Annotated in this window: 15 protein-coding genes; 4 read left to right on the top strand and 11 right to left on the bottom strand. The window is 72.1% G+C overall.

Features of this window, described 5'->3' with window-relative positions; all coding sequences use genetic code 11:
* Window positions 1-326: 326 nt before the first annotated feature.
* The gene (locus tag ACFC79_RS16320) at window positions 327-764 is read left to right on the top strand and encodes an enediyne antibiotic chromoprotein (protein WP_376240486.1); all 438 of its coding nucleotides are present in this window, start codon (window positions 327-329) and stop codon (window positions 762-764) included.
* A gap of 408 nt (window positions 765-1,172) precedes the next feature.
* Window positions 1,173-2,510: an acyltransferase family protein gene (locus tag ACFC79_RS16315; RefSeq protein WP_376240483.1), complete on the top strand. Its 1,338-nt coding sequence runs from the start codon at window positions 1,173-1,175 to the stop codon at window positions 2,508-2,510.
* A 90-nt stretch (window positions 2,511-2,600) separates the two neighbouring features.
* Here the strand turns inward: ACFC79_RS16315 and ACFC79_RS16310 are convergent, their stop codons facing one another.
* A complete protein-coding gene (locus ACFC79_RS16310) occupies window positions 2,601-2,984 on the bottom strand; it encodes a DUF1801 domain-containing protein (protein ID WP_376240480.1) in 384 nt (127 codons plus the stop codon).
* A 242-nt stretch (window positions 2,985-3,226) separates the two neighbouring features.
* Between ACFC79_RS16310 and ACFC79_RS16305 the strand changes: the two genes are divergently transcribed.
* Together ACFC79_RS16305 and ACFC79_RS16300 are read left to right on the top strand one after the other, a co-directional pair.
* A complete protein-coding gene (locus ACFC79_RS16305; RefSeq protein WP_376240478.1) occupies window positions 3,227-4,015 on the top strand; it encodes an alpha/beta fold hydrolase in 789 nt (262 codons plus the stop codon).
* 240 nt (window positions 4,016-4,255) lie between these two features.
* Window positions 4,256-5,707 (top strand): amidase, encoded by a 1,452-nt coding sequence (locus ACFC79_RS16300; protein WP_376240475.1) that lies wholly within the window; start codon window positions 4,256-4,258, stop codon window positions 5,705-5,707.
* A 154-nt stretch (window positions 5,708-5,861) separates the two neighbouring features.
* Here the strand turns inward: ACFC79_RS16300 and ACFC79_RS16295 are convergent, their stop codons facing one another.
* From ACFC79_RS16295 to ACFC79_RS16250, 10 genes are all read right to left on the bottom strand, one after another.
* On the bottom strand, window positions 5,862-6,176 hold the full coding sequence (locus ACFC79_RS16295) for a hypothetical protein (protein ID WP_376240473.1): 315 nt from the start codon (window positions 6,174-6,176) through the stop codon (window positions 5,862-5,864).
* A gap of 102 nt (window positions 6,177-6,278) precedes the next feature.
* Window positions 6,279-6,869 (bottom strand): NADPH-dependent FMN reductase, encoded by a 591-nt coding sequence (locus tag ACFC79_RS16290; RefSeq protein ID WP_376240470.1) that lies wholly within the window; start codon window positions 6,867-6,869, stop codon window positions 6,279-6,281.
* A gap of 42 nt (window positions 6,870-6,911) precedes the next feature.
* Entirely contained in the window at window positions 6,912-8,093 is a 1,182-nt protein-coding gene (locus tag ACFC79_RS16285; RefSeq protein ID WP_376240468.1) for an FAD-dependent monooxygenase, read from the bottom strand.
* A 1-nt stretch (window position 8,094) separates the two neighbouring features.
* A complete protein-coding gene (locus ACFC79_RS16280) occupies window positions 8,095-9,528 on the bottom strand; it encodes a dihydroorotase family protein (RefSeq protein WP_376240466.1) in 1,434 nt (477 codons plus the stop codon).
* Window positions 9,516-10,643, bottom strand: coding sequence for an acyl-CoA dehydrogenase family protein (locus ACFC79_RS16275; RefSeq protein WP_376240463.1), 1,128 nt, complete (start codon window positions 10,641-10,643; stop codon window positions 9,516-9,518). Before ACFC79_RS16275 ends, ACFC79_RS16280 begins: the two co-directional genes overlap by 13 nt.
* The gene (locus tag ACFC79_RS16270; protein ID WP_376240460.1) at window positions 10,616-11,668 is read right to left on the bottom strand and encodes a PrpF domain-containing protein; all 1,053 of its coding nucleotides are present in this window, start codon (window positions 11,666-11,668) and stop codon (window positions 10,616-10,618) included. Before ACFC79_RS16270 ends, ACFC79_RS16275 begins: the two co-directional genes overlap by 28 nt.
* Entirely contained in the window at window positions 11,665-13,500 is a 1,836-nt protein-coding gene (asnB, locus tag ACFC79_RS16265) for an asparagine synthase (glutamine-hydrolyzing) (protein WP_376240458.1), read from the bottom strand. Before asnB ends, ACFC79_RS16270 begins: the two co-directional genes overlap by 4 nt.
* 69 nt (window positions 13,501-13,569) lie before the next feature.
* Window positions 13,570-14,529, bottom strand: a complete 960-nt coding sequence (locus tag ACFC79_RS16260) for a PLP-dependent cysteine synthase family protein (RefSeq protein ID WP_376240455.1) — start codon at window positions 14,527-14,529, stop codon at window positions 13,570-13,572.
* Window positions 14,530-14,683: 154 nt separating this feature from the next.
* Window positions 14,684-15,475: an HpcH/HpaI aldolase/citrate lyase family protein gene (locus ACFC79_RS16255; RefSeq protein WP_376240453.1), complete on the bottom strand. Its 792-nt coding sequence runs from the start codon at window positions 15,473-15,475 to the stop codon at window positions 14,684-14,686.
* Window positions 15,476-15,477: 2 nt separating this feature from the next.
* Complete coding sequence (locus tag ACFC79_RS16250; RefSeq protein WP_376240450.1) at window positions 15,478-16,338, bottom strand: TauD/TfdA dioxygenase family protein; 861 nt, start codon at window positions 16,336-16,338, stop codon at window positions 15,478-15,480.
* Window positions 16,339-16,452 lie beyond the last annotated feature (114 nt).

The raw sequence follows: 16,452 nt of genomic DNA, 5'->3' as shown, positions 1-16,452 counted from the left end.
CTCAGCTTTCGTCGTCGGGCCAACCCTCAGTCGCACCCGGCACTCCACATTCGGCTGGGAACTGTCCCGTAATCCCTGGCCGGCGCCTCGCGCACCCGCCCGGTATTTCGCAACAGCCCTCGTCGGAGCCTCTCGCGTGCGAAAGTCCCGGCACATCTTCATACGTGCTGTCTTCCGGGGCATGCGACGCTTTTGGCCATCACCAACGGCCTTTCGTCCAGCGCAATCTGGAAGATGAAAGCGACTTAGCCAAGTCATTAGCGTTCATGGCGAACGGTTTTCCGGAACTTCGAGTTCCTTCCCCCTCTGCGAAACGGAGTAAAGACATGAGCGTGAAGACCAAGGCCGGCCTCATTGCCCGCGCAGGTGCCACCGCCGCCGTCGCGATCGGTCTCGCGGTGGGTCTGCAGTCCTCCGCCATGGCCGCCCCCGCGGTCTCGGTGACCCCCGCGAGCGGCCTGTCCGACGGCACCACGGTGACCCTGACGGCCACGGGCCTGACCCCGGGCACCGTGTACCACGTGGGGCAGTGCTCGTACGTCGATGCGAACGTGGCCGCCTGCAACCCGGCCACCTCGGTGGACATCGCCGCCGACGCCTCCGGCAAGGTGACCGCGCAGGTCAAGGTGCTGGCGAAGTTCGACGCCGTCACCGGGGCGGACGCCAAGCCGTGGGGCACCGTGGACTGCAAGACGCGGACCTGCGCCGTGGGTCTGGGCAGCGACGCGGGTGACGGAGGTTCCCAGAACATCTCCTTCTCGTAAGCGGTAGCGAGCACCAGGCGGCCCGCCCGGTGCCGGGTTCCTTCGGGGACTCGGCACCGGGCCCTCGTGTTTCCCGTACGCGTCGTTTCTCGGGCCCCCTCCGAATCCTGATGCGAGCCCCCGCAGTTTCCCGATGCCGGGATTTCCCTGCGCCTCGCGCGCCCGCGGGCCCGTGCGAACGGCGAGTGCCGCCGTTCGGCGATCCGTTGTTCTCTTCCGCAGGCCCCCTCTTCCGCAGGTCCCCGCGGCATGATCGCCCCGCCCGCCGGTGGGCGCATCTTTTCCCGTGCCTCCCGAACAACTCCTTTGTCATGGGTGGCCATTCACCGGCCAACAGCGCAATCCAGAGGATGCCGCGGAATTGAGCCACGCCGATCCTGAACGGGCCATCGAACAGAGGAGCTCTCCGTGGTCAATGCCAATGGGGCCGTCGCACCGGCCCAGAGATCAAGACGTGTCGGGCGGCTGGACGGCGTCCGCGCACTGTGCGCGCTCGCGGTGACCGCCGTGCACGTCTCCTTCACGGCGGGCGTCATGGGTGCCTACACCGTTCCTCCGGGCAACGAGAAGCTCGCCGTCCTGCTGGCCGGGCTGCGGCCGATCGTCCTCGGTCCGTTCTTCGTGCTCTCCGGCATGCTGCTGTACCGCCCCTTCGCCCGTTGGACGCTCCGGGGCACCCGACGGCCCGCGGTCGGCCCCTTCCTGCTGAAACGACTGGCCAGACTGTGGCCGGCCTACATCCTGCTGTCGCTGGCCTGCGTGTTCCTGATCAACTACGACTCCATCGACGGCGTCTGGTACGTACTGCGTCCGATCCTGATGCTCCAGGTGTACGACTACACGTGGATACCCGGCATGGACCCCGCCTGGACCGTGCCCGCCGAGATGCAGTACTACCTGGCGCTGCCGCTGCTCGCCGTGGTGATGCACTGGCTGGCCCGGGGGGTGTCCGACCCGGCGCGCAAGGTGCGCCGGATGATGATCCCGCCGGTGCTCATGGTGATCGGTTCCGCCGCGTGGACGTACTACATCCACCGGCCGGTCATGGGGCCCTTCCCGAAGGAGTACTGGTGGCCGCTCGCCGTGGGCGGGGCGTTCGCGCTCGGCATGGCGATGGCCGTCGTCCACGTACGTGCCGAGATCGACCCCGACCGGAAGCCCGCCCTGTACCGCTTCGCCGCCCGGCGGCCCAACGTGTTGTGGTTCGGCGCACTCGTCGTGTACGCCATCAACTGCGCGCAGCCGTTCGGGCGCCCCGGCTACGGCGACTACGAGCAGCTGAAGCTCGCCGTCGTCCAGTACTTCCTGCTGCTGGCCTTCTCCTACCTGCTGGTGATGCCGCTGACCGTTCCGGAGGCGAGGTCCCGCACCATCGACGCGATCGTCGACAACCCGGTGACGCGCTACCTCGGCCGCATCTCCTACGGCATCTACCTGTGGCACTTCGCGGTCATGTACTTCTGGTTCGAGAGCGGCAACATCTTCGGCACCACTCCGGCGCTGATGGACAAGCTGCGCGGCACGATCGGCTTCCCCGAGCTGATCACCGCCGTCGTCATCGGCACCGTCCTCATCGCCTCGATCAGCCACTACGTCGTCGAGCGCCCCGTCCTGAACGCGGTGGGACGGTGGACGGAGCGCCGACAGGGCACCGCCCCGCAGACGGTTCCGGCAGCCCGGCCCCGGCCCGACGGGCACGGTCGTCAGGAGACCGCCGTCCCCGAGCACACCGCGGCGGGCCGGTAGCCCCCGCGTCGCGTGACGCACGGGGGCCCGGAAGCCGTCATCGGGCTTCCGGGCCCCCGTGGTGTCGCGAACGCCGTCGCATGCGAGGCGTCAGGACTTCGCGAGCTCCGCGACCTCCAGCTCGCCCGCCTGCTTCAGCCAGTCGGTGAAGAGCTGCTCGTCGATCTCGTCGACGGACGTCAGCTTGACCTGCCCCATGTTGCGCGCGCCGGGCTGAAGGCGCTCGGACGGGTCCTTGAGCTCCTGGCCGCGCCAGAACCCGAAGGTCACGTACTTCGAGTACGCCCTCACGTAGCAGACCGGCCCCTTGCCGGGTGCCTCGCCGACGCTCCAGGTGGGCGCCTGGTGGTAGACCGCCGAGTTGGCGTCGGGCAGCGCCGCGTCGATGACCGGCAGCAGCTTTTCGACGATGTCGCGCAGCGGGCCGGTGGCGAGACCTGCCACATACTCCTCGACGGGCGCGAACTTCCCCATGGTTATCCCTACTTCCTCTGGTTCGGACCAGCCCGTCCAGCCTCACACACCGACTTCGCCGAGGCATCTTCTGGATTGCTGCATCTTCTGGATTGCTCAGTCACCCGGGAACGGCGCGCCTCCGCCGGGGCGCGAGCGACGCAGCAATTCTGAAGATGCGGACGCTCCGTGACGCATTGCAGGCTGGACGGGTCAGGACAGAACGTCCGCGTTCGCACACGGCCTTGAGTCTCAGGAGAACAATGAACACAGTCCAGTCCGCCGACGGAACCGCGATCGCCTACGACCGGTCCGGCGAGGGGGAGCCGCTCATCCTGATCGGTGGGTCGTTCAGCGAGCGCGCTCACCCGACGATGTCCCAGCTGGCGCAGGAGCTGTCCGCCCACTTCACCGTCTACAACTACGACCGCCGCGGTCGCGGGGACAGCGGCGACGCCGCCGAGTACGCGGTCGAGCGCGAGATCGAGGACCTCGCGGCGCTCGTCGCCGAGGCCGGCGGTTCGGCGAGGGTCTTCGGTCTGTCCGCGGGCGGTGCGCTGGCCCTCAGGGCCGTCGCGAGCGGTGTCGAGGGCATCACCAAGGTGGCCCTCTACGACCCGCCGTTCGTCGTCGGCGAGGACGGCCCGCGCCCGCCGGCCGGATTCACCCAGCAGCTCAAGGAGCTGACCGACGCCGACCGCCGTGGCGACGCGGTGGAGCTCTTCATGACCAAGGGCATGGGCGCCCCGGCCGAGGGGGTCGCCCAGATGCGGTTCGCGCCGTTCTGGCAGGGCCTCGAAGCGCTGGCCCACACGCTGCCGTACGACACCACGATCCTCGGTGACGACCTCGCGCTGCCGACCGGCCTCGACGCGGTGAAGGTTCCCGTGTTCGTCGTCTACGGCGGCAACGCGGCCCCCTGGCTGCACGCCTCGGCGCGCGCGCTCGCCGACGCGCTGCCCGAGAGCAGCCACCACGCGCTGCCCGACCAGGACATCGCCGTGGACCCCGCGGCCCTCGCGCCCGAGCTGAAGAACTTCTACCTCGGCTGAGCTATCCGCGGGTCCGGCCGGGCCCGGTGCCCGGCGAGAGCCTCCGTGTACGGGAACATCTCCGGTCCCGTACACGGAGGCCGCCTGCTGCTGAGGGCTGACACCCGCGGACCGGACGAGTCCCACCAGCACTACCACCATCGGTTCGAGGACCGCCGGGCGGATCGGTACGGAGACATCCACCCCGTTGTGCGAAGCGGCATTTCGTGCCCCCATCCACGGGCCCGTACGGTCGGATTCATGGAGTGGAATTTTCGGACGGCCGAACAACTCGCGGCTGCTCTGCGTGCCGGTGAAGTGACTTCGGCGGAACTGACCGACGAGGCGATCGCCCGTATTGAACGGGACGACGATGCGATCAACGCGATCTGTGTGTCGGACTTCGACCGTGCACGGGCCGCCGCGCGCGATGCCGACCGGGCGCGCGCCCGCGGTGAGGACCGGCCGCTGCTGGGCATTCCGGTGACGGTCAAGGAGTCCTACGACATCGCCGGGTTGCCCACGACCTGGGGCATGCCACGGCACCGGGACTACCTGCCCGCCGAGGACGCGGTGCAGGTGTCGCGGCTCAGGGCCGCAGGCGCGGTGGTGCTCGGGAAGACCAATGTGCCCTTGGGGCTGCAAGACATACAGAGCTTCAACGAGATCTACGGCACCACCAACAACCCGTGGGACCACCGTCGTACGTCGGGCGGATCCTCCGGCGGCTCGGCGGCGGCCCTGGCGTCCGGATTCGGCGCGCTGTCCATCGGCTCCGACCTCGCCGGTTCATTGCGCACCCCCGCGCATTTCTGCGGCATCTACGCCCACAAGCCGACAGTCGGGCTGGCGGCGAGCCGCGGTATGGTCCCGCCGCTCGGGCCGGCCCTGCCGGTCGAGCACGACCTCGCCGTCGTCGGTCCGATGGCGCGCACCGCTCGCGACCTCGCTCTCCTGCTCGACGTCATGGCCGGACCGGACCCGCTGACGCTCGGTGTGGCGCACGACGTGACGCTGCCTGCCGCGCGCCACGAGCGGCTCCGCGACTTCCGGGTCCTGGTCCTCGACGAGCATCCGCTCATTCCGACCGGGTCCGCCGTGCGGGCGGGCGTGGGTCGGGTGGCCGACGCGCTCGTCGACGGCGGTGCCCGCGTCGAGCGGGACAGTCCGCTGCTGCCCGATCTGACCGAAGCGGCGGTGCTCTACACGAAGTTCCTGTTCTCGGGCTCCGTTGCACGTTTTCCCGTCGACGCGTACGAGCAGTTGCAGGCCCGCGCCGCCGGACTGAGCGCGGACGACCGGAGTCTCGATGCGGCGCGGCTGCGCGGCATGGTGTTCAGCCACCGCGACTGGATCGAGGCGAACAACCTTCGCGAGCTCCACCGCCATGGCTGGCGGCAGTTCTTCGCCGAGTTCGACGCCGTGGTGTGTCCCATCACGCCCACTCCCGCGTTCCCGCACGACCACGACCCCGATCTGATGCAACGTCGGATCGACATCGACGGCGTCGAGTATCCGTACTTCGACCAGCTCGTCTGGGCCGGTCTGGCCACCATGCCCGGTCTCCCCGCCACCGCTGTGCCGGCGGGCCGGTCGCCCGAGGGTCTGCCGGTGGGGGTGCAGATCATCGGTCCGATGTTCGAGGACCGCACCCCGCTGCGGCTGGCCGAATTGCTCGAACAGGAGATCGGCGGCTTCCAGGCACCGAAGTAGGGCGTACTGCCCGGGTGTCCGTCGAGGGCGAGGTGCGGATCACGACGAGATCCCCAGGTCGTTACGGGGCGAGCGGATTGCCCCTCGGGACCGGGGCCTGTTCGGCGGGATCCGCCGGACGGGCCCCGCCTCGTTCCTGCGGGACGGACAGATCTCAGGATTCCGGCCGCACCACGGGTGCGTGGTCGCCGAGGAGTGTCGCGAGGTGGGCCGGGTCGTAGTTGACGGCACTGCACCAGCGGTGGTCGCCGAGCCGGAACCAGACGTCGCTCACGATCTCGCCCACCGGGTTCTCGCCCTCGACGACCTCGTCACCGCGTGTCCAGCCCTCCGCCCGGTGGCGGGTGGTGCCGTCCGGGAGCAGCAGTTCGACGACCGGGCTGTGCAGGGAGGGGCCGGAGCGGACGTTGGCGTCGCGCCAGATCGTACCGATGTCGGCCGGGGTGTCGTGGGGCGGCGTGTCGGTCATCGGGGTGCCTCCGGGCGGTGCGACGGGTGCGGTGACGGGTGACGTGACGGGTGCGGTGACGGGGTGGCGCCGGGCGGCGCGGAACGGGGTGGCGGGTCGTGGTCAGGCAGCGGCGCGGATGGTGTCCGAGGGGTGGGCGGCGGCGCGGATGCGGGCCATCCACAGCACTTGGCCGACGATGTCCACCAGGCGTTCGTCGTCCGGGGAGGTGGCGGACGCGCCGGGCGGCAGCGGGGCGGGGGCACTGGTGACGGCGGCGGCGAGCGGGGTGGGCCAGGCCCGCAGGGCGTGGCTGATCGTGCGCAGGGTGGTGAGGGTGGAGACCGCGCCCTGGGCGCCGGAGCCGACGGCGACGCAGCCGATCGGGCGTCCTTCCAGGTAGGGCAGGGGGCCGTCGATGTCGTTGACGTAGTCGAGGGCGTTCTTCAACAGCCCAGAGAGCGTGGCGTGGTACGTGGGCGAGACGAGCACCACGCCGTCGCAGCGGCGCAGTTCGTCCAGGTAGGCCGCGACCGGGGGGTGGGTGGCGGCCAGTCCCGGCCGGTAGGCCGGGAAGTCGATGTCGGCGCCGGCGAGCACGGAGGTCGTCGCGCCCCGCTCGGCGCAGCGTCGCGCACACCACTGGGCGACGCGGTCGCTGGTCGACCCGGGGCGCAGCGATCCGCTGACCAGGACTATGTGGGGTGTGGGCATGGTTGCTGCACCTTCCGGAGTTGTCGGGTGGGTGGGGAGCCGTCAGGCGGCTGCCCGGTCGGGGGGCCGCCATCCGAGGATGTCGCCGATGCCTTCGTCCTTGCGTCCGCTGGTTCGCATGCGGGTGTTGCGGAGGTGTTCGCGCCGTGCGTCGGCGCCCTGGTCGAGTTCGCCCTGGCCGCGCGAGAGGAGCACGACGGCGCTGGTGCGGGGCAGGCGTTCGCGTTGGTAGTCGAGGAGTGCTTCGGGGACGTCCTCGGGTCCGGCGAGCGTGTCGGCGAGGACGACGGCGTCCTCCAGTGCCGTGTTGGCCCCCTGTCCGAGGGCGGGGACCATGGGGTGTGCGGCGTCGCCGAGCAGGGTCACCCGGCCGTCGGTCCAGCGCAGTGCGGGGTCCCGGTCGTGGATGTCGGTGACGACGACGTCGCGGGGGTCGGTGTCGGCGAGGGTCCGTGCGACGGGTGCGTACCAGTGGCTCAGTGCGCCGGTGAGGTCGTCGAGAGCCCGGGCCGGGCCCTTCGCGGGCCATGCCCCGGCCTCGGCGGTGATCTTCGCGGTCCAGTAGAGGTGGCCGTCGCCGACCGGGGCGATGAAGAGTTGGACGCCGCGGCCGTTGACGACGTGCGAGTGCGTTCCCAGGTGGGTGTCGGGGGCGTGTCCCCGGACGGAGGTGTAGCCGCGGTAGGCGGGTGGGCCGTCGCCGAGCATCCGGTGCCGGATACGGGAGTTGATGCCGTCGGCGGCGATCAGTGCGTCCGCGGCGAAGGTGGTGTCGTCGGAGAGGCGGACGTGCACGGCGTCGGGTGCGGTGGTGCAGCCGACGACGGCGGTGGCCAGTTGCAGGGTGGCTCCGCGTTCGACGGCCTCCTTCAGCAGGGCGTCGTGCAGGGCGGTGCGCAGGATCGGGAGGTGCGGGGCGTCGTGCTCGGGGCCGCCGTCGAGCCGCTCGCGGGCCAGGACGGTGCCGTCCGCGTCCATCAGGATGCGGATCGCGTCGGGGGCGAGGACGTTGCCCGCCGCGCGGACACGGCGGCCGAGGCCGGTGCCGATGGCGTCGAGGGCGCGGACGCCGTTGGGTTGGAGCATCAGCCCCGCCCCGGCCCCGGCGACGACGGCGGCGCGTTCGACGACGGTGACGCGCATGCCGTGTCCGGCCAGGGCCGCGGCCGCGGCGAGGCCGCCGATGCCGCCGCCCGCGACGACGATCGAGTGCGTGTCGGACATGTCAGGCTCCGGTCGGGATCGGCTCGCGGGCGGGGGCTGCGACGGGGCCGCCGGGGGTCAGGCGGCGTCCGTCGTAGGCGCCGTAGGTGCCGCGGGCGCGGTCGTGGACGGTGCGTCCGGCGCGCAGGGTGCGGTCGACCCGGCCGGTGAGGGTCCAGCCCTCGTACGCGGACCAGCCGCACTTGCTCTGCACGTCGTGGGCGGACAGCATCCAGTGCACGTCGGCGTCGAAGAGGACGAGGTCGGCGTCGGCCCCCGGGCGCAGCCGCCCCTTGCCGGGTAGCCGGAACAGGTCGGCGGGTGCCTCGGCGAGGTGGCGCACGAGCCGGGTGATGGCGATGTCGGGGTGTTCCTGCGGGCGGCGGCGGCGCATGCCGGTCCAGACGGCCACGGCGAGTTCCTGCACCCCGGGCAGCCCGGGCGGGGACTGGCTGACGGTGCGGGTCTTCTCCTCGACGGTGTGCGGCGCGTGGTCGCTGCCGAGGGTGGTGACCTGGCCGGTGTACACCGCCTCCCACAGCCGGTCCTGGTCCTGCTGGGTGCGGATGGACGGGGAGAGGCGGGTACGGGCGCCGAGGCGGCGGGTGTCGTGGTCGGTGAACGACAGGTGGTGGCCGGTGACTTCGAAGGTGACGGGAAGTCCGGCCGCCTGTGCCGCGCACACCAGGTCGGCTTCCTCGGCGCTGGACAGGTGCAGGATGTGGGCGCGGGTGCCGTGCACCCTGACCAGTTCGATGACCTTGGAGACGGCGATGATTCCGGCGCTGCGGGGACGGTGGGCGGCGTAGTCGCGGTAGGCGTCGGGTTCGCCGCGCCAGCCGTCGAGGAGGGCGAAGACGTTGTCGTCCTCGGCGTGCAGGACGAGTTGCACGTCGGCATCGGCGGCGGCGGCGAAGGCGCGGCGGAGCTGTTCGGCGTCGCGGATCACGGTGGGTGCGGTGTGGTGGCCCGCCATGAAGATCTTGGCGCTGGTGGCGATGTGCGGGTCGAGTCCTTTGAGGGCTTCCGGGCGGTCCGGGTGGACGCCGATGTGGAAGGCGTGGTCGACCAGGGAGTGGCCGTGCACCAGGGCCGCCTTGTCGAGGACGTCCTGCTCGTCGAGGGTGGGCGGGACGGTGTTGGGCATGTCGATGACAGTGGTGACGCCGCCGCGCACCGCGGCGCGGCTGCCGTGTTCCCAGTCTTCCTTGTGGATGAGTCCGGGGGTGCGGAAGTGGACGTGGGAGTCGATCAGACCGGGCAGCACGTAGCGGTCGCCGGCGTCGATGCGTGGGGTGCCGGCGGGTACCGGCGCGTGGTCGTCGTGGTCGTGGACGCCGGTGATGCGGCCGTCGCGGATGGTCAGGTGTCCGGCCCGGACGCCGGTGGGGGTGACGATGCGGCGGCCGGTGACGACGAGGTCGGGGGCCGGGCCGGGGCGGGTCAGCTCGGCCATGACGCCGCCAGGATGTCTCGGCACAGGTCGTTGGTCGGTCCCATGAGGGAGATGCCCCGGGCGTCGGCGAGCAGCCGGTTGAGGGGGGTGGCGGCGAGGTATCCGGCGGAGCCGAGCATCCTGGCCGCCCGGAGGCAGATCTCCTCGGCGGTCTCGGCGGCGTGGACCTTGCTGTGCAGGGTCGTCAGCCCGGGGTCCTCGGTGGTGCGGGCACCAGCCAGTTCGACGATGCCGCGGGCGGACTCCAGGCGGGTGGCGAGGTCGGTGAGGCTTCGGCGTACCGCGGGCAGGCCGAGCAGGTCGCGGCGCTGGGCGTGGTCGAGGGCCAGGTTCAGGGCGGCCCTGCCGATGCCGACGGACACCGCGCCGAGGCTGGCGCCGCCGGCGCGCACCCCGGAGATGATGGTGGCGGCGTGGCCGGGCGGTCCGAGGCGGGCGCCGTCGTCGACCACGCAGCCGTCGAAGGAGAGCAGGCCCGTGGCGGAGCCGCGCATCCCGACGAGGTCGAGGCCCGGGTCGGGGGTGATGCCGGGGATGTCGGCGGGGACCAGGAAGAAGGTCTGGCCGGGGGCCCCGTAGCCGCCGCTCTCCGTCGCCGGTGCGGGCCCGGTGCGTACCAGCAGGAGGTACAGGTCGGCGATGCCGGCCCCGGTGGTGAAGGACTTGGCCGCGTCGATCCGCCAGGTGCCGTCGGGCTGCCGGACGGCGGTCGAGGAGAGGTTCTGCTTGGCGGCTCCCGCCCCCGTCTCGCTCCACGAGGAGGCGGCGAGGCAACTGCCGTCGGCGAGGGCGGGCAGCAGCCGGGCGTGCTGTTCGGAGGTGCCCCATTCGGTGATACGGGCACTCACCGCGAAGTGCTGGAAGGCGATGATCGCGACGGAGGGGTTGACCTCGGCGAGCTGTTCCACCACCCGGTTGACGTCGGTGGCGGTGCCGCCCGCGCCGCCGTACGCGTGGGGCACGGCGGTGGCCAGCAGTCCGGAGCGGCGCAGTTCGGCGAGTGCACCGTGGTCGGGTGTCGCGGTGTTGTCGGTGCGTTCGGCGGACTCGCGCAGCCGTGCCCGCAGTTCGGGCGTGATGCGGGTGCTCACGCGGCCGTCGACAGTGCCAGGCATTGGGCCACCTCCTCGAATTGCAGATGCCGTAGCGGGTCGATGACGAAGGAGCCCTGGAAGCTGACGTGCTTGTCGGCGACGGTCGCCCACATCAGGGCGCCGTCGGTGCCGCTCCCGCAGGTGACCGAGGTGACGGTGGTCCGGCCCCCGGGGGTGCGGATGTCGACGGGGCCGTCGGTGGCGCCGCTCTCCCGGGCGATGTGCCAGGGGATGGTGTGCGGGATGCGGACGGCGGTGCCGAGGCAGACCGCGCCGGTCAGGGCGATGGTGGGGTGCCAGTCGGGCACGGAGACCGCGCGGGCCGCGATCGCGGCGCGGTCGTCGGGAAGGATCGCGGCGACCTTGGGGAAGGCACCGCCGGGCGCCCGGCCGAGCCGGTGGGCCGCGGCGTCGCGGATGCGGCGCAGCCGGTCCAGCAGGCCGCCGTCGGAGTCGAAGAGGGGCGCGGCGGCGTCGATCCCGAGGGCGCGGGCGTCGACGAAGGCGTAGGCGTTGCCGGAGGAGACCAGGGAGACGGGGACCCGCTGCCCGCCGATGTCCAGCCGGGTGACGGTTTCACCGGTCATCAGCAGGTCGGCGAAGGGGACGGGGCGCGGTTGGACGAACTGGACGGTGAACGTCGCCCGGCCGTCCTCGACGCGGACCGCCTCCAGCACGACGCTGTCGCCGTTGTTGAGGACCCGCACCCGCACCCGGGTGCGGGCGGTGAGGCGGGGCAGCATGCCCGCGCGGGCGGCGGCGGTGACCGCGGCGAGGATGGAGTGCCCGCAGGAGCCGCGCAGTTCGAAGTGGTCGGGGGCGTCGGGCAGGGCCTGCACGAAGCGGTAGTCGAGGTCGAACATCGGGTGCGGGGAGGGTTTCACCAGGGCGAGTTTGAGGACGTGCGAGCCGCCTGCCGCGTCGAGGTAGCGGCGGATCTCCGCGAGGTGCTGGAGCAGGCGCGGTTCGTCGTCGGGCAGCCGCTGCGCGTCGAGCACGCAGGTCGGGCAGGGGCTGCCGGTGGCGTGGGCGAGGTGGCCGATCACGCGGGCACCGCCGATCTGAGGGACGGCGGGGCGGCGGTGGCGCCGACGGGGGCGGGGGGTTCCGTGCGCCTGCGGTGGAACGTGTCGCGCCACACCTCGTGGACGAGGAGCGCCCACAGGGTCAGGGCGGTGGTGTCGTCGGGGCGTTCGGCCTGGGCGGTGAACAGCGCCTGGACGGCCTCGGGCCGCAGTGCCCCGCCCTCCCGCAGCCGTGCGGGGGTGAGGTGGTCGCGGGTGTACTGCCACAGCGGGGTGCCGGGGGCGAGCATGGCGGTGACAGGCAGGGTGAAGGGCTGCTTGGGCCGGGTGAGGACGCTGTGCGGCACCAGGCCCTCGGCGGCGGCGTACAGGGTGCGTTTGACCTGACCGTCGTGGATGCGCTGGTGGTCGTGCAGGGCGCGGCCCGCGGCGACGACGCGGGGCTGGCAGAACGGGAGCCTGGCCTCCACGGAGTGGGCCATGCTCAGGTGGTCGACGCGACGCAGGTGGTAGGCGGGCAGCCGGTGGGCGAGTTCGAAGCGGGTGATGCGGTCCAGGGCGGTGCCGGGGCCGTGGACCAGGTCGTGGCGGGCACCGGGCGGCAGCGGGTCGACGGTGCGTACGTGGTGGCGGTAGGCGTCGGTGTAGAGGGTGGTGCGACGGGCGGCGGGCAGCACGGCCAGGGCGTCGAGGTAGCGGCCGGTCCAGTCGGCGCCCGCGGCGGCGGCCTCGGCGGCCGTCCGCATGCGGTCGTAGCCGCCGAAGACCTCGTCGGCGGCGTCGCCGGTCAGGGCGACCTTGAAGCCTGCCTCGCGCACCGCCCGGAACAGGACGTGGGTGCTGAGGGCGATGGGGTCGGCGTTCGGCTGGCCCAGGTGCCGGACGGTGTCCTCGATCAGGTCGGGGAACCCTGCCGGGTCGGCCTCGATCTGGTGGTGGACGGTTCCGGCGTGTTCGGCGGTCTCGCGGGCGAAGTGCCGTTCGTCGAAGGGCCATCGGCCTCGGTAGGCGATGTTGAAGGAGTGCAGGGGGCGGTGGCGGGCGGCGAGCGCGGTGACGAGGCCGGAGTCCAGTCCGCCGGAGGTGATCACGGCGACGGGCACGTCCGCGACCAGCAGGCGGCCCACCTCGTCGTGGAGGGTGCGGCGCAGTTCCCGGGGGTCGCCGCAGGGGTGCGGGGCCGGGGCGGGGGCGGGTCGGCGCATCAGGCGCGGGGTCCCGCCGTAGGGGCAGACCAGGGTGGTGGCGGGTGGCAGGGCCCGGATGCCGTGGAACATGGTCTGCTCGCCGAAGGGGGTCTTCAGGGCGAGGAAGGCGTCGAGCCCGGAGGTCCGGACGCCTGCGCGCACGGCGTCGAAGCCGAGCAGGGCGGGGATCTCGGAGGAGAAGTGCAGGGCACGGGTCGCCGGGTCGAAGCGGTAGTACAGCGGCTTCATACCGAGGTGGTCGGTGGCCAGGAGCAGCCGGGGTTCGGCGCGGCGGTCCAGGACGGCGAGCGCGTACATCCCGTCGATGTGGTCGGTGAGGGCGTCGCCGTACTCGGCGTACAGGGCGGGCAGGATGGTGCCGTCGCAGCGGTCGGGGAAGGTGTGGCCGCGCTGTTCCAGCCGTCGGCGCAGGTGGTCGTGGTTGTAGATCTCGCCGTTGAACACGATCTGGACGCGGTCGTCGGCGTGGTACGGCTGCCGGCCGCCGTCGAGGCCCATGACCGCGAGCCGGTTGTTGCCCACGCCGCCGTGAGGCGTGTGGTGCGCCCCGGTGCTGTCGGGGCCGCCGTGGCGCTGGAGCGCGGCGACCGTGCGCATCTCGTGCGGGGTCGCGGTGGTGTGGAAGTAGCCGTGGATCCGGCACATGCCAGCCTGTCCTTCGCTGCGGGTCAGGTTCGAGGGGTTTCGGGGAGGGGAAGAGGTCGGCGCCGCGGGTCAGGCGCGGGAGAGCGAGAGGTAGCGCTCCCCGGTGTCGGGCAGCACCGTGACGATGGTGGGTGACCGCTCGGCGATGCGGTCCGCGACGACGCGGCAGGCGTGGACTGCCGCGCCGGAGGAGATGCCGACGGGGAGCCCGGTCGTGGCGGTGACGGCGCGGGCGGCCTCGGCGGCGTCCTCGTCGGTGACGGCCACGACCTCGTCGATGAGGTGGACGTCGGTGATGTCGGAGACGTATCCGGCGCCGATGCCGGGGATGTTGTGCGGGCCCGGTTCGCCGCCGGAGAGCACGGCCGAGGTCGCCGGTTCCACCGCGACGACGTGCAGGCCGGGGCGGCGGTGCTTGAGGTGGCGGGCGAGGCCGGTGAGGGTGCCTCCGGTGCCCACGCCGCAGACCAGGACGTCGATGTCGCCGCCGGTGGCGTCCCAGATCTCGGGGCCGGTGGTCTCCTCGTGCGCGCGGACGTTGTCGGGGTTGCGGTCCTGGTGGGCCAGCCATGAGCCGGGGGTGTCGCGTTGCAGTCGCTCGGCGTGCAGCCAGGCGGCCGGCAGGCCGTCCCGATGGGGCACGAGGACGACCTCGGCGCCCAACGAACGCAGCAGCAGCACGCGTTCCTCGGTGGCATTGTCCGGCATCACGATGACGCAGCGGTGGCCGCGGGCGGCGCACAGCGCGGCCAGTGAGATGCCGGTGCTGCCGGAGGAGCACTCGACGACGGTGCCGCCGGTGGCGGGTACCAGTCCGTCGGCCTCGGCGCGGCGCAGCATGTACAGCGCGGCGCGGTCCTTGACGCTGGCGAGCGGGTTGAACATTTCCAGCTTGGCCAGGAGCCGGACCCGCGGGGACATTCCGTGCGGGTGGAGCCGGAGCAGCGGGGTGTTTCCCACGAGGTCGTCGACGGACTCGGCCACGGCGCGGCGGGCCCGCGCGCGGACCGGAGCGGCTTCGGTGGTCACGGTTCCCAACTCCTTTGTCGTTCCCGGTGGTTGTCGCGTGGGTGGTGGCCGCCGTCGATGTGGACCGTCACCGGTCCGGTGCCGTCCGCGGACCATCCCCGGTCCGGGCCGTGCGGGCCGTCGCCGCATCGGGCGTGTGTCCGGCCGTGCCCGGTCAGGCGGTGTCCGGGCCGCCCGCCGCGGCGAGGTGCTCGGCGGCGGCCTGTTGCAGGTGGGTGATGTCGCTGGAGACGGTGGCGAAGGTGAAGCCCTCGTCCAGACGGCGGGCCGCGCCCGCCCCGTCGAGGCAGTGGATGCCGCAGGCGATGCCGGCCCGCTCGGCGGCGTCGGTCACGGCCTTGAGGGCGTCCTCCAGGGCGCCCGCGACGGCCGGGTCGCCGAAGTGGGACGCGCCGAGGGCGATCGACAGGTCGGCGGGCCCGATGTAGACGGCGTCGAGGCCGGGGGTCTCGCAGATGGCCTCCAGTTCGTCGAGCGCGGCGGCCGTCTCGATCATGACGATGCAGGCGACCCTCCCGTCGATCTCGGCGGGGGCGGAGCCCAGGCGCAGTTCGGCGCGGACGGGTCCGGCCAGGCTGCGGGTGCCCGCGGGCCAGTGGCGGCAGGCGCGCACGGCGTCCAGGGCCTGCCGGGCGGTTTCGACCATGGGGACGACGACCCCGTGGGCGCCGGTGTCCAGGGCGGTGCCGATCGCGACGGGGTCGGGTGCCGGTACGCGGATGAGTCCCGCCGAACGGCCCCCGGCGTCGACGGCGAGCATCGCGGTCTGCCAGCCGGGCTGGTGGATGACTCCGTGCTGGCCGTCGACCCCGATGTAGTCGTAGCCGAGCCGGGCGATCCGCTCGGTGCCGACGGGGTTGTCGCAGGCGATCCAGTAGCCCACCAGGCGTCGGCGGGCGCGCAGCCGAGCAGCGAAGTCGGCCGGCCGATGGGGGTTCGACGGCATGCTCACTCGCCCTCCTCGATGACGTAGCCGGTCTTGCCGTCCAGCCCGTACGGGACGTCCCCGGTGATGGAGACCCGGTGCAGGACGCGTTGGTGGCGGCCGTAGTCGTTGACCGCGTAGTGCTGGGTGTTGCGGTTGTCGAAGATGAGGACGTCCCCCGGGCGCCAGCTCCAGCGCGCGGTGTTCTCCGGGCGGCGGACGTAGGACTGCAGGACGTCGAGGATGGGCCGGGACTGCCGCAGGTCCATACCGACCAGACGCTGGGCGAACCCGCCGAGGAACAGGCTCGGTTCGCCGGACTCCGGGTGCACCCGTACCACCGGGTGGGCGGCCTCGTAGCGCTTGGCGAGGAAGGCCCGGCGCACCTGTTCGCCGCGTTCGGTGCCCAGCTGTGGCTGTTCGGCGTGGTTGGTGTGCACGGCCCACAGACGGTCGGCGACGTCGCGGAGTTCGGCGGGCAGGTCGCGGTAGCCGGCGGCGCCGTTGGCGACGAGGGTGTCTCCGCCGTGGGGCGGCAGGACGACGCTGCGCAGTGTGGTGCCGAGCGACGGCGTCCCGGTGAAGCTGATGTCGGTGTGCCAGTGGTCGGCGCGTTGGTCCTCGCCGTCCACGGGAATCACCTGGGGCTCCCCGTCGACGGTACGCATCAGGGGGTGCGTGTGCGTGAGCGGGCCGAAGCGGCCGGCGAACGCCAGCTGATCGGCGTCGGTGATGTCCTGGTCCCGGAAGAAGAGCACCTTGTGCGCGAGAAACGCTTCGTGGATCTGCCGGAAAACGGATTCGCTCATTTCACTGCCCAGGTCGATTCCCGTGACCTCGGCACCGATCTTTCCGCCGACTTTCCTTATGTCGAATGCGGGCACGGGGAATTTTCCTTCCACGTGGGGATTTCGATGTCCCAAATACTGCCCTGTAATGGCCGGGACTCGCTGAGCCAACCATGGGCGCCGCAGGGCGGCAACCGTACGGATTCCGGC

Origin of the sequence: Streptomyces sp. NPDC056061, assembly GCF_042266885.1 — a bacterium.
Taxonomy (GTDB): domain Bacteria; phylum Actinomycetota; class Actinomycetes; order Streptomycetales; family Streptomycetaceae; genus Streptomyces.
The sequence above is the reverse complement of the archived record's forward strand: the minus strand, read 5'-3'. Positions and strand labels throughout refer to the sequence as shown.